This is a genomic window from Bradyrhizobium sp. PUT101 (genome assembly GCF_052043945.1).
Classification (GTDB): domain Bacteria; phylum Pseudomonadota; class Alphaproteobacteria; order Rhizobiales; family Xanthobacteraceae; genus Bradyrhizobium.
Window position 1 is genome coordinate 2,580,127 of the sequence record NZ_CP197207.1, and the last position, 13,212, is coordinate 2,593,338.

At 64.2% G+C, this 13,212-nt stretch carries 11 protein-coding genes; 5 read left to right on the forward strand and 6 right to left on the reverse strand.

Annotated elements, in window-relative coordinates:
* Positions 1 to 41 precede the first annotated feature (41 nt).
* Positions 42 to 1,604 (reverse strand): 2-isopropylmalate synthase, encoded by a 1,563-nt coding sequence (locus ACSHT2_RS12745; RefSeq protein ID WP_440641862.1) that lies wholly within the window; start codon positions 1,602 to 1,604, stop codon positions 42 to 44.
* A gap of 438 nt (positions 1,605 to 2,042) precedes the next feature.
* Complete coding sequence (locus ACSHT2_RS12750; RefSeq protein ID WP_440641863.1) at positions 2,043 to 2,870, reverse strand: oxidoreductase; 828 nt, start codon at positions 2,868 to 2,870, stop codon at positions 2,043 to 2,045.
* Between the two features lie 101 nt (positions 2,871 to 2,971).
* On the opposite strand from ACSHT2_RS12750, the gene ACSHT2_RS12755 reads away from it, so the two are divergent.
* Positions 2,972 to 3,946, forward strand: coding sequence for a LysR family transcriptional regulator (locus tag ACSHT2_RS12755; protein WP_440641864.1), 975 nt, complete (start codon positions 2,972 to 2,974; stop codon positions 3,944 to 3,946).
* 168 nt (positions 3,947 to 4,114) lie between these two features.
* On the opposite strand, the gene ACSHT2_RS12760 is transcribed toward ACSHT2_RS12755, so the two are convergent.
* Entirely contained in the window at positions 4,115 to 4,375 is a 261-nt protein-coding gene (locus ACSHT2_RS12760) for a hypothetical protein (protein WP_440641865.1), read from the reverse strand.
* 323 nt (positions 4,376 to 4,698) lie between these two features.
* Between ACSHT2_RS12760 and ACSHT2_RS12765 the strand changes: the two genes are divergently transcribed.
* Both ACSHT2_RS12765 and ACSHT2_RS12770 read left to right on the forward strand, forming a co-directional pair.
* Positions 4,699 to 5,937, forward strand: coding sequence for an SMP-30/gluconolactonase/LRE family protein (locus ACSHT2_RS12765; RefSeq protein ID WP_440641866.1), 1,239 nt, complete (start codon positions 4,699 to 4,701; stop codon positions 5,935 to 5,937).
* Positions 5,938 to 6,198: 261 nt separating this feature from the next.
* On the forward strand, positions 6,199 to 7,509 hold the full coding sequence (locus ACSHT2_RS12770) for an ABC transporter substrate-binding protein (protein WP_440641867.1): 1,311 nt from the start codon (positions 6,199 to 6,201) through the stop codon (positions 7,507 to 7,509).
* A 285-nt stretch (positions 7,510 to 7,794) separates the two neighbouring features.
* Here ACSHT2_RS12770 and ACSHT2_RS12775 read toward each other — a convergent pair whose 3' ends face one another.
* The 3 genes from ACSHT2_RS12775 to ACSHT2_RS12785 form a co-directional block, all read right to left on the reverse strand.
* On the reverse strand, positions 7,795 to 8,964 hold the full coding sequence (locus ACSHT2_RS12775) for a Gfo/Idh/MocA family protein (RefSeq protein ID WP_440641868.1): 1,170 nt from the start codon (positions 8,962 to 8,964) through the stop codon (positions 7,795 to 7,797).
* A 44-nt stretch (positions 8,965 to 9,008) separates the two neighbouring features.
* Positions 9,009 to 9,323: a septal ring lytic transglycosylase RlpA family protein gene (locus ACSHT2_RS12780; protein ID WP_061879275.1), complete on the reverse strand. Its 315-nt coding sequence runs from the start codon at positions 9,321 to 9,323 to the stop codon at positions 9,009 to 9,011.
* Positions 9,324 to 9,696: 373 nt separating this feature from the next.
* On the reverse strand, positions 9,697 to 10,134 hold the full coding sequence (locus ACSHT2_RS12785; RefSeq protein WP_440641869.1) for a hypothetical protein: 438 nt from the start codon (positions 10,132 to 10,134) through the stop codon (positions 9,697 to 9,699).
* Positions 10,135 to 10,467: 333 nt separating this feature from the next.
* Here ACSHT2_RS12785 and glgC point away from each other — a divergent pair, with 333 nt between their 5' ends.
* Positions 10,468 to 11,730 carry a glucose-1-phosphate adenylyltransferase gene (glgC, locus tag ACSHT2_RS12790; protein WP_440641870.1) on the forward strand — a complete coding sequence of 421 codons (1,263 nt, stop codon included), beginning with the start codon at positions 10,468 to 10,470 and terminating at the stop codon, positions 11,728 to 11,730.
* A complete protein-coding gene (glgA, locus tag ACSHT2_RS12795; RefSeq protein WP_440641871.1) occupies positions 11,727 to 13,181 on the forward strand; it encodes a glycogen synthase GlgA in 1,455 nt (484 codons plus the stop codon). Before glgC ends, glgA begins: the two co-directional genes overlap by 4 nt.
* Positions 13,182 to 13,212 lie beyond the last annotated feature (31 nt).

The following is a 13,212-nucleotide window of genomic DNA, read 5'->3' on the forward strand; positions in this document are numbered from 1 at the left end:
TCGGCCTCTCCCGCAAGCGGAAGAGGCGAAGACCAGCAGTGTCAGCTCGCCGCCGCCGCCGTCACCGTATCGCGCTGGCGCTTCATGACGATCTTGTTGAGCGCGCCGAGATAGGCCTTGGCCGAGGCCACCAGCGTATCCGGGTCCGCCGCCCGCGCCGTCATCGAACGGCCGTCATGCGACAGCCGCACCGAGACTTCGGCCTGCGCATCGGTACCTTCGGTGACGGCGTGGACCTGGTACAGCTCCAGCTTGGCCTCGTGCGGCACAAGGCGCTTGATGCAGTTGAACACCGCGTCCACCGGACCGTTGCCCTCGGCCTCCTCGATCTTGATCTGGCCGTCGACGTCGAGCTTCATGGTCGCGCGCTGCGGGCCATGGGTGCCGGCAATCACGGTCAGCGAGGTCAGCTTGATGCGATCGTGGGACGCCGCCATCTCCTCGTCGACCAGCGCCTCGATGTCCTCGTCGTAGATGTCCTTCTTGCGGTCGGCCAGCGCCTTCATCCGCGTGAACGCATCTTCCAGCTGGTTGGGGCCGAGCTTGTAGCCCATCTCCTCCAGCTTGTGCACGAAGGCGTGGCGGCCGGAATGCTTGCCGAGCACCAGCGAGGACTGCTTCAGGCCGACCATCTCCGGCCGCATGATCTCGTAGGTGGAAGCGTCCTTCAGCACGCCGTCCTGGTGGATGCCGCTCTCATGCGCGAAGGCGTTCCGGCCGACGATTGCCTTGTTGTACTGCACCGGGAACGAGGTCGCCGCAGACACCAGCTTGGAGGCGCGGGTGAGCTGGGTGGTGTCGATCTTGTTCCAGTAGGGGAATTTGTCGTTGCGCACGTTGATCGCCATCACGATCTCTTCGAGCGCGGCGTTACCGGCGCGCTCGCCGATTCCGTTGATGGTGCACTCGACCTGGCGCGCGCCGCCGACGATGCCGGCCAGCGAGTTCGCAACCGCCATGCCGAGGTCGTTGTGGCAGTGCACGGAGAACACGGCCTTGTCTGAATTCGGCACGCGCTCGATCAGCGTCTTCATGAAGTGAGTGTATTCCTCCGGCACCGTGTAGCCGACGGTGTCGGGGATGTTCACCGTGGTGGCGCCGGCCTTGATCACGGCCTCGACGATGCGGCACAAAAAGTCCATCTCGCTGCGGGTGCCGTCCTCGGCCGACCATTCGACGTCGTCGATCTGGTTGCGGGCGCGCGCGACCATGGCGACCGAGGTCTCGACCACCTGCTCCGGGGTCTTGTTCAGCTTCACCCGCATGTGCAGCGGCGAGGTGGCGATCACGGTGTGGACGCGGCCGCGCTTTGCAAACTTCACCGCCTCGGCGCAGCGGTCGATGTCGGCGGGATGGGCGCGCGACAGTCCGGCGATGACCGCGTTCTTGGAGCGGCGGGCGATCTCGCTGACCGCCTGGAAGTCGCCTTCGGAGGTGATCGGGAAGCCGGCCTCAATGACGTCGACGCCCATATCATCCAGCAACTCGGCAACCTCGAGCTTCTCCTCGAAGGTCATGGTGGCACCGGGGCACTGCTCGCCGTCGCGCAACGTGGTGTCGAAAATGATGACGCGGTCCCTCTCGGACTTGTTCTGGGTGGCCATACGAAATTTCCTTTTGAGCGTTTGCGCCGTTCAGACCGTTTTAGTCCCTTGGCGCTTGAGGTGTCTGGTGATCTCGACCAACCCCTGAGCGCCCAGGCGCGTGGCGCCCAGCCGGCCCTCAGGGGCAAGTAAGAAGAAGGCCGCCAATAAGGAGGGTGGGCAGCAACGCGGCCGAGGTCGTGGCGGCGGCCAGAGCCACCTCCCCCGAAATCCCCTCGATTTGGCCGCGAATCAGCATTGCCAGACCCTTTTGAGCCCCGAAATCCTCGGCGAAAACCGTTGACGGTTGGTTGCCAGGAGGACCGATACGGCCGTTTCTAGACGAGAAACGGCCGCAACTGCAACGCCAAAAGATGGTCAGGAAGGCTGACCTGGTTGGCCTGTCGGCCGCTGGCTTGTCCCGGCGCGCTCAAAACGCCGGCCGCGTGCGGGTACGCGTCACGCCACATCGGTGGAAAGCGAAACGCCTTTCCATGCATCGAGCTCGGCCTGCAACGATTTCATCTTTTCGTCGACCAGCCGCACGGCGTCACTGCCGAGAAGCAGATGCGCCGGCGGATCTGCCGACAGCGCGACTTTCAGCATCGCCAGCGCGGCCTTCCTGGGATCGCCGACCTGTTTGCCGCTCAGCTCCATGCGCCGTTTGCGGATCGGTTCGATGATCGCGTCGTAGTCTCCTATCGATCGTGCCGCCCTCACCATCGATCGACCGGCCCAGTCGGTGCGGAAGCTGCCGGGCTCGACCGCGGTGACCTTGATCCCGAGCCCCTTGACTTCCTTGCCAAGGGATTCGGAGATCCCTTCCAGAGCAAACTTGCTGCCGTGGTAATAGCTCAAGCCCGGCAGCGTCATGATCCCGCCCATCGACGTAATGTTCAGAATATGTCCGGCACGGCGCTTTCGCATGGAAGGCAGCACGGCCTGGATCATCGCCACGGCGCCGAACACATTGACCTCGAACTGGCGTCGCAGATCGTCCATGGACGATTCTTCCAGGATGCCCTCGTGGCCATAGCCCGCATTGTTCACGAGCACGTCGATCGTACCGAGCCGGCTTTCGATGTCAGCAACCGCAGGCGCGATCGCCTCGGTATCGGTGACGTCCAGGAGCACCGCATGCGCGCCGCGACCGAGCGCCTGGAAGCCCTGCTTGTCGGCGTCGTTGCGCACGGTGCCGGCAACGGCATGGCCGTCGCTCAACGCAGCCTCCGCCAATGCCCTGCCGAAGCCCGACGAAACGCCGGTGATGAGGAAGGTCTTTGCCATGTGAGATGTCCTTCGGGTCGCGATTGTGGGCTCAATATAGTCGGGTTGATTAATGCGATAATCGGCATAAAATGGCATGACCTGATGCAAGATATCGCACAATGCCTCACACCGGTCTTTTCGAGCTGCACGCCGTTGCCGCGATTTCGGCGCATCGCAGTTTTCGCGCGGCCGCGACTGAGCTCGGCATTTCGCCCTCGGCCCTGAGCCATGCGGTCGCCGCGCTCGAAAAACGGCTCGGCGTCCGCCTCATCCATCGCACGACGCGCAGCGTGTCGCTGTCGGAAGCGGGTGAGCGTTTCCTCGCACGGGTTAGCCCCGCGTTGCGTGAGATTGCCGGCGCGATTGAAGATGTGAACGCGTTTCGCGACACCCCGACGGGAACGCTTCGCATCAATCTGAAGGAGCGCGCTGCGCACCAGATCCTTCGCCCCGTCGTCGGGAAATTCCTGCGGCGCTATCCCGACATGAACGTCGAACTTGTTCTGGAGGGGCGTCACATCGATATTGTCGCGGAAGGTTTCGACGCCGGAATTCGACTGGCCGAAGCCGTGCCGCAGGACATGGTCTCCATTCCCTGCGGTCCGGCCTCCCGTTTCATCGTCGTTGGCGCGCCGGATTATTTCGCACGCAATCCATTGCCGAGGTCGCCTTCGGATCTCCTCAGTCACGCCTGCATCCGCAGGCGGATGCCGGGCGGCAAGCTCTATCGCTGGGAGTTCGAGAAGCGCGGGGAGGAGATCACCGTGGACGTGCCGGGTAGGCTCACGCTCGACAATGACGCTCTGATGGTTGAAGCCGCGCTTGAAGGACTAGGCCTCGCGTTTGTCAGCGATTTCTGGGTGGCTAAATATCTCGCCACCGGAGCCTTGCAAGCCGCGCTGGACGATTGGACACCGCCATTCCCTGGCCTGCGCCTGTATTATCCCCGTCACCGCCATATGACGGCCGGGCTTCGCGCCTTCATCGATCTGCTGCAGGAGGAAAGCAAGGCGGAACGCAAGGACGCATTGATATCGACGGCGGGCAAAAAGCGGAAGCAGCTCGCGGCGAGGGCGCTCGCGGCCGGGACATAGACATCGGCTTGGAGGTATCCGCTGCAAGCCGGCTCGTCGCCCGCAGCGTCATCGCGGCAAGCACGACGGACCAAGCCGCATCGTCACGATCAATCCAACTCGCATGCCGTTTGCCCGACAAGCAACGCGCGCCCTTGGTGCCCGGATGGAGCGAAGCAATTCGGCCAGCTATCCCGCACGGCGGGCGCGGGCCCTCGTCTCCCAGCGGTTCAGCATCTGACCGAGCTCGCCGGTGACCACGGCAGCCGCCGTGGCGCGTGCGATCTCGTTGGTGTTGGCCGGGGCGTTGGCGGGAAGCCAATCCGGCTCACTATACTCACGCCAGCGGCGTGCCTCCGCACGTCGTTTGCTGGAGATGAATTCACGCGTGAAATAGCCGGCCGCGAACGCGATTCCCAGCAACGAGACCAATACGATGACGCCAGCCACGATCAACTCCGTCCGTCGCCCCCGGCTGGTTTCTGCGTGGCAATAGGCACGAAATCAAGGCTTGAGATGGGGCGAACGCGTTGCATGCTGCGCTTTGCCGCAGAAAATTTTGTCCGATCTCGCGGAACATTTCCGAGCTTCGCTGGCGACGCAATGCAAGTGCGAAGCGCCGCCATTCCAAACGCAAGCGAATATGACCGGATTGCGGCCTGACCTCGCGCGGAGAAACCGATTCCACCCCTCGCAACCGGTGGCGGACCGCATTAACCTCCGTTCCGGCTCGGCCGGATCAACCGGCCAGCGAACATGATCGGGAGGACGCGATGACACGCCAAGAGGCTCGTGACCACGAGCAGCGTGAGCAGGATACTGCGCTTTCACGACGAACACTTGTCCGGGGACTGGCGCTCGGCGCCGCGGCGACCTTGGCCGGAGGCAGTCCCGCACTGGGCCAGACCGGGCCTGCCGCCCCGCCGACGACGATCACCACCCCGCCGCGCGATTTCGGCCCCCACGGCGCGCCGACCACTTATTTCTGGGACCCCGACATCATCGCAGTCGATCCGTCCTTCAACGATCTCGCGCAGCCCAACACCGCGATCAAGCGTCTGTACACCGGACTGCTATGGGCCGAAGGCCCGGCTTGGAGCGCGCAGGGCCGGTATCTTCTGTGGAGCGACATTCCCAACAACCGGCAGATGCGCTGGAGCGAGGACGACGGCCGCGTCAGCATATTCCGCTCGCCGTCCAACAATTCCAACGGCAACTCCTTCGACTTCCAGGGCCGCCAGCTCTCCTGCGAGCACCTGACGCGCCGGGTGACGCGCTACGAGCATGACGGCACCGCCACGGTGCTGGCCGATTCCTACCAGGGCAAGCGGCTGAACTCGCCGAACGACATCGCCGCGCATCCCGATGGCAGCTACTGGTTCACCGATCCGCCCTATGGCGGCCAGCTCTATGAGGGCGAGCCCGACGTCGCGGGCGGCCCGAGCAATGCGGGCGGCAAGCTCAATCCGCGGATCGGGCAGCCGGCCGGCTTCGTGCCGGGCAAGCGCGAGCTGCCGACCAACTGCTATCGCATCGACCCTTCCGGCCGCATCGATCTCGTCGTCACCGAGGACCAGGTGCCCGACCCGAACGGGCTCTGCTTCTCGCCCGACTACAAGAAGCTCTACATCGCCTCGACCGGCAAAGGGCCTGGAGACACCGGTCCCGGCGGCAAGGGCGAGATCTTCGTGTTCGACGTCGGCAGCGACAACAAACTCTCCAATCTCAAGAAGTTCAGCGATTGCATGATCGACGGCGTGAAGTGCGGACCGGATGGCCTGCGCTGCGACGTCAATGGCAACCTCTGGGCTTCCAGCAATGCCGGCCGCGCCGTCGGCTACAGCGGCGTGACCGTGTGGTCGCCGGAGGGCAAGCTGCTCGGCCGCATCCGCCTGCCTGAAGTCTGCGGCAACGTCTGTTTCGGCGGCCCGAAACGAAACCGTCTTTTCATGGCCGCCAGCCAATCGCTCTACGCAGTGTATACTGCGACGCAAGGCGCAGGGCCCGGCTGAGCAAGAGCGAGGGACCCGCAATCAAGGACGCCGACGTGAACCGTCGGCGCCCGATGCTTTCCATCCGCGCCGCGCGCTGTGATCTGCGGCCGCAGCATGTCGGCGCCTGCATCGCACGGAGCGCTGGGCTTCTTGGCCTTCGCAGTTGCGTTCGATGCCGCCGCCTCATCAACCTTGGGCGATGTTGACTTTCCGTACTCCCCTCCCAATACTTCGCAAAAAATAGCAATCAATCATAAGACGGTTTTGAGGGAGGATAGGATGCCGACTTCACGCAGGCAGCTGCTGAAGAGCTCGGCGGCTGCCGCCGCCGCACTCAGCCTCGATTGGACACGGGCCCAGGCGCAAGCCGAGACTCTACGCATCGGCCTGATCTACGACCTCACCGGCCCCTTCGCCGCGGGCGGCTCGGTCGCCTCGTCGATCGGCGCACAGATCGCGATCGATCTCGTCAACGAGAAAGGCGGTATCGGCGGCAAATACAAGATTGCTCCGGTCGCCGCGGATTCCCAGAGCAAACCCGACGTTGCGATCAACGAGGCCGAACGGCTGATCAGCCAGGAGAAGATCGACATCCTCAACGGCGTCTATGCGAGCTCGCATGCGGTGCCGCTCGCGGCCAAGGTCGAGCAGCAGAAGAAGATCCTCTGGATCACGACCGCGGTCTCGACCGCCGTGTTCAAGGACAAGAACCTGCAATACGTGTTTCGCGCGCAGATCCATTCGGATCAGTACGGGCAGGCCTTTGCAAGCTTCATCAACGAACATGCGAAAGCCAAGCTCGGCATGGACCCGAAGGAGGTCAAGGTCGCGCTGATCCACGAGGACGGCCCCTACGGCGTCGGCGTCGCCACGGCCGACGAAGCCTATGCCAAGCAGGCCGGCATGCCGGTGGTGCTGCGCGAGGGCTATTCGGCATCGGCGCCGGACCTGTCGGTGCTCGTCACGAAGATCAAGCGCGCCAAGGCCGACGTGATCTCGCATGCCGGCTACAACCCTGATATCACCCTGTTCCTGCGCCAGGCGCGTGAGAGCGGCCTGCGCTTCAAGATGCTGTTCGGCGCCGGCGCCGGCTACAGCCAGCTCGACAAGCTGCGCGCCACCTTCGGGGCCGATATCGACAATTTCTGCAACATCGACCCGGTGCCGGCGCAACTGCTCGACCCCGCCAAGCTCGCGCCGGGCATGGGCGATCTGATCAACGCCATGGTCACGCGCTACAAGGCGAAGACCGGTGCGACGGACGTGCCGCCACACTGCTCGATGGGCTTCAACCAGACCTGGGTGCTGCTCAACAACGTGCTGCCGGTCGCCAAGGAGAAGTACGGCAGCTTCGAGCCCGAGGCCATCCGCAAAGCGGCGCTCGACGTCGACATCCCCGCCGGCGGCACCATCCAGGGCTATGGCGTCAAATTCTTCCCGCCGGGCACGCCGCTCTCCGGTCAGAACGAACGCTCGACACCGGTGGTGATGCAGAACGCGGGCGAGCACATCTCGGTGGTGTGGCCGACCAACATCAGGACACAGGACCCGGTGTTCCCGCTGCCGAAGGGCTCGACCTACGGGACGTGACGGGCTTTCGCCTCTCTCCGCTTGCGGCAGGGGCTATCGCATATGCGTTCTTGGCAAGGCCTGAGCGAGCGCCTCGTCCTTCGAGACGACCGCTTCGCGGTCTCCTCAGGATGAGGCTAAGCGGCAGCTTTGCTTGTGGAAACACTGTCACGCACTCGGTCCTCATCCTGAGGGCCCGCCAAAGGCGCGCGTCTCGAAGGATGGCCGCAGGGAAAGGCTCTCAAATGCGATAGCCCTGCCGTTTGCGGGGCAAAGGAGCACAGTCCCATCGCGGCGACGATCACCCTACAGCACCACCCGCCGTCCCTCCTCCGCCGCCCAATAGCCGGCATAGTTCACCTTGATCGTCTCATACGCGAGCGCGAGGTCCGACAGCGGCTGTCGTCCGGTCGCGACGCATTCCATGAAGTCCTGGATCTCCTGCAAGTACCCGCGCGTCCATTCCTCCTCGAGGCAGACATATTGCCAGCCGGTCTTGCGGTCGACTTTCTCGGTGATGTAGACGCCCGCGAGCTTCTCCTCACTGGTCTGGTAGCTCATCAGATGGGTGTTCGGGGTGATGTTGGCGAACAGCGAGCCGCCGCTCGTATAGGTCTCGATCAGATTGCGCACGCCGCCCATGATCATGTCGCCGGAGAACACGGTGGCCTTGGTGCCGTCGGAGAAGGTCGCCGTCAGCGTTCCCCAGTCCTCGACGTCGACGGGATCGGCTTTGATGTAGCTCCGCTCTTCGGGCTTGAGGCCGGCGGTGACGTTGCCGACGTCGCCGGTGACGCTGGCGACGCGGATGGTCTCGCCGCGCGCCTTCGCTTCGACCTGCTTGAGATACAACACGGCCGAGAGCGGATGGCAGCCCATCCGGATCAGCGAGCCGCCGCCGGTCATCGCCCATTGCGCGGCATGGGCGGCGTGCGAGCCGGAATGGCTTTCCTCGCCCTTCATGAACAGGATCTTGTCTTTCGTCGCCCTGATGATCTCCGCGGTCTTGGTCACCGCCGGCGCGTAGATCCAGTCCTCGGCGTACATGAAGAGCTTCCCTGTCCGCTCGATCGCGGCGCGTGTCGCGTCCATCTCTTCCAGCACGCGCTCATACATCAGCGCCTTCGGCACGTGCTTGCCGATGGGCTGCTCGTCGCCCTCGCGGCCGAAATAGCCGGCGAAGGGCTTTTCGCAGATCACATGTTTGCCGGCCTGCATCGCGCCGACGATCATCCCGGCATGGAGATTGGGCGGCGTGCAGATGTCGATGACGTCGAGATCGGCGTCCGCGATCAGATCGGCGAAACTACGATAGACGCGCGGGATGTTGTGTCGATCGGCGAATTCAACGACGTGGTCACCACGCGCCGCAGCCGCCGCGACCTCGACGTCCACGCCATAAACGCGCCGGAACGCATGCATGTGCAGCTCCGACACGAAGCCGCAGCCGACGACTCCCACCCTGATCCTGGCCATGGCGCCCCCTTGCTTTGGGGCGGCACTATAGCGCGCTCAGAGGCCTATTCCACCGAGACCCTCACCACGCCCGCGCTCATCATGCCGAGCGCGCGGGCGGCCGGCACCGAGAGATCGACGATCCGCCCGCGGATGAAGGGACCGCGATCGTTGACGCGGCATTGGATCGTGCGTCCGCTGTAGGACACCTTGAGCACGCTGCCGAACGGGCGCGTGCGATGGGCGCAGGTCAACTCGCCGCCTCTGCCGGCCTTCCCGTATCCGTAATAGGAGGCGAGCCCGCTTTCGGCCTTTGCAACGGACATGAAGGCAAGGGATGAAGTCACGAGACCAAGCAATAAAGTCGGCTGCGCTCGCACGGCACCGCTCCCGGTTGACCCTTGCCCGGCGCTGCAAACGTCGCTTGTTCCCTGAAGTTCCTGGAAAACTGCCGTCCGCCAGGCGGCATGCCATCACACATTGTTTCTGTTTGCGAAGGACCAGCCTGCGTGCTTCGACGCTCTGCGTCTGCCGAACTGGCCTCGGTCAAATCGACCAATGATGGCTCGGGTTCTATTCTCGCCGAACAAAACTCGCCGCGTTGACCAGCGCAAGCTCAGATCGAGCGGGACGAAGAGCGGCGACATGCGCGAGCTTCGCCTCAAGCCCGGCCCATTGCATCTCGCCGCGATCAAGCTCATGCATCTAGCAAGCATGAGCTTGATCGTGTGACTCTCGTTCTAGCCGCGGTGCTCACCAATATCTGCGGTAATAATGGCGGTGATAAACCCGGTATGGCCGGTAATAGCCATAGCCGTAATACGGACGATAGGGCCGATAGTATCGCGGATAGGCATAGACTGGTCTGTAGCCATAGCCGTAATACGCTGGGCCATAACCATAGCCGTAGCCCGGATATCCATAGCCGCCATAATAGGGGCGGCCATAATAGCCGTAGCCGTAAGGCGCGCCGCTGGCGATGGCGCCGCCGATGATCGCGCCGGCTGCGAGACCGCCAAGAGCAAATCCCCATCCGCCGCCGCGCCAATGCACCTGCGCGACGTTGTCGCCGGCCGCAGCCTTCATCGTCGCGACGTTGGTCGGCATCGGGCCCGCCGCGGCCTGCCCGATTTGGCCTGCCATGACCACGCCGGCCAACGAGCAGGCAATTGCCGTCTTCCAGATCCTCATCGTCTTACTCCCTGTCTGACCTTTCGCTCGGAAAAGGATCGCAGCGTCATGATCGGGCATCCTTGCGCCAAGTCAAAGCCTGGGATTTGCGTGCACCGCACAAGACGCATGCCTCCGTTCTGATCAGCCAGTGCCCGGCGAAGCTCGGCGACCTCGCCTCGTGTGACACCGGCGCGACGGCGCCTGAGGCCCGAACACCCGGAAAGCATTAAGCTTCCCGCGCATTCGCAACCAACAACCACCTTCACGATTTACTATTCGTGCCATTACTATCGGTTCCAATGTGCGCAGCCGGGAGGCTTCTCGCGAGCGCCAGAGTTGTGGGAGGATGACATGAGTGCCGCGAGACCCGAGCCGCTTGCCCGTCAGGCGCTGGCGTTCGTCCTGGCTGGCGGGCGCGGCAGCCGGCTCCTTGAGCTGACCGACCGGCGCGCCAAGCCCGCGGTCTATTTCGGCGGCAAGTCCCGCATCATCGATTTCGCGCTGTCGAACGCGGTGAACTCGGGCATCCGCCGCATCGCGGTCGCGACCCAATACAAGGCGCACAGCCTGATCCGGCATCTCCAGATGGGCTGGAACTTCTTCCGCCCCGAACGCAACGAGAGTTTTGACATCCTTCCCGCCAGCCAGCGCGTCTCCGAGACCATGTGGTATGTCGGCACGGCGGACGCGGTGTACCAGAACATCGACATCATCGAAACTCACGCCTGCCGCTTCATCGTGGTGCTGGCCGGCGACCACATCTATAAGATGGACTACGAGCTGATGCTGCGTCAGCACGTCGAGAGTGGCGCCGACGTCACCGTCGGCTGCCTCGAAATGCCGCGGACGGAATCCTCCGGCTTCGGCATCATGCATATCGACGAGAACGGCTGGATCCAGGCGTTCCTGGAGAAGCCGAAAGATCCGCCGCCGATGCCGGGCAAGCCGGACGTCTCGCTCGCCAGCATGGGCATCTACGTATTCGACGCGAAATTCCTGTTCGACCAGCTCAAGCGCGACGCCGAGGATCCGAACTCGAACCACGATTTCGGCAAGGACATCATTCCCTACATCGTCAAGAACGGCCGCGCGATGGCGCACCAGTACTCGACCTCCTGCGTCCGCTCCGGCAACGACCCCCGCGCCTATTGGCGCGACGTCGGCACGGTGGATGCCTATTGGGCCGCCAATATCGACCTCACCGACGTCGTGCCCGAGCTCGACCTGTTCGATCGCGCCTGGCCGATCTGGTCTTATGCCGAGATCACGCCGCCCGCGAAATTCGTCCACGACGAGGAGAGCCGGCGCGGTCAGGCGGTGAGCTCGCTGGTCTCCGGCGGCTGCATCATCTCCGGCGCCTCGCTGCGGCGCTCGCTGCTGTTCACCGGCGTGCGCATCAACTCCTATGCCAATGTCGAGAACGCCGTGATCATGCCCTATGTGCATGTCGGTCGCGGTGCCCATTTGAGGAACGTCGTGATCGACCGCGGCGTCGAGATTCCGGAAGGCCTCGTCGTCGGCGAGGATCCCGAGCTCGACGGAAAGCGCTTCCGCACCACCGAGCAGGGCATCTCGCTGATCACCCAGCCGATGATCGACAGGCTCAATACATGACGCCTGTTCGCGTCCTCGCGGTCGCCTCTGAAGTCTATCCCCTCGTCAAGACCGGTGGCCTTGCGGATGTCGCCGGCGCGCTGCCGGTTGCGCTGAAGGCGCATGGCGTCGAGATGCGCACCTTGATGCCCGGCTATCCCGACGTGATGCGCCTGGTGTCGGGCGCGGAGGAACTCCGGAGCTGGCCGGATTATTTCGGCGGCCCCGGCCGGCTGCTGGCGGGCTCGCATGACGGGCTCGATCTGTTCGTGCTCGACGTGCCGCATCTCTATGCCCGGCCCGGCAACCCCTACGTCACCCCTGAGGGCATCGACTGGCCCGACAATGGCGTGCGCTTCGCGGCGCTGTCGCGCATCGCCGCCGATATCGGCCACGGCCTCGTTCCGGCGTTCGTGCCCGACATCGTGCACGCCCATGACTGGCAGGCCGCGCTGGCGCCGGCCTATCTGCACTACGACGATCGCCCGCGGCCCGGTACCGTGATGACCATTCACAACATGGCCTATCAGGGCAAGTTCGCGCGCGAGCTGATCGGAGCGATCGGCCTGCCCTGGGACTCGTTCAACGTTCAGGCCCTGGAGTATTTCGGCGGCATCAGCTTCCTGAAGGCCGGCCTGCGATTCGCCGATCGCATCACCACGGTGTCGCCGACCTACGCGAAGGAAATCCAGAGCGACGAAGGCGGCATGGGGTTCGGCGGTCTGCTTCGCGAACGGTCCGGCGTGCTGAGCGGCATCCTCAACGGCATCGACATATCGGTGTGGAATCCGCAGGAAGATCCGCACATCGCCTACCGCTTCGGCGCGGAGGACCTGACGGTCCGGGCCGCGAACAAGGCGGTGCTGCAGCAGCAGTTCAACCTCGATTCCTCCGACGATGCGCCGCTGCTCGGCGTCATCAGCCGGCTGTCCTGGCAGAAGGGGCTCGATCTCCTGCTCGAGGCCATTCCGACCATTTTGCGCCAGGGCATGCAGCTCGCACTGCTCGGCAGCGGCGACCGCGATCTGCAGGATCGCTATCAGGCTGCGGCCCGCGCCAACCCCGGCCGGATCGGCGTCGTGATCGGTTACGACGAGATTCTGGCGCATCTGATCCAGGCCGGTTCGGACGCCCTCATCGTTCCTTCGCGGTTCGAGCCGTGCGGCCTGACCCAGCTCTGCGCGCTGCGCTATGGCGCCGTGCCGATCGTCTCCCGCGTCGGCGGCCTCGAAGACACCATCGTCGACATCGGCGAGGCCGATGCGTCCGGCCACGACGCCACGGGATTCAAGTTCGGCCCGGTGACGGCGGATGCCCTCGCCGGCACGCTGCGCAAGGCCAACACCGTCTTCCACGACAAGCTGACCTGGCGCCGGCTGCAACGAAGCGGGCTTGCGACCGACGTCTCATGGCGCAACCGCGCCGGCGACTATGCCGCGCTCTATCGCCGCCTCATCACGGCCCGCGCGTGAGGCATGGCCGAATCCATGCTATAGAGCCGGG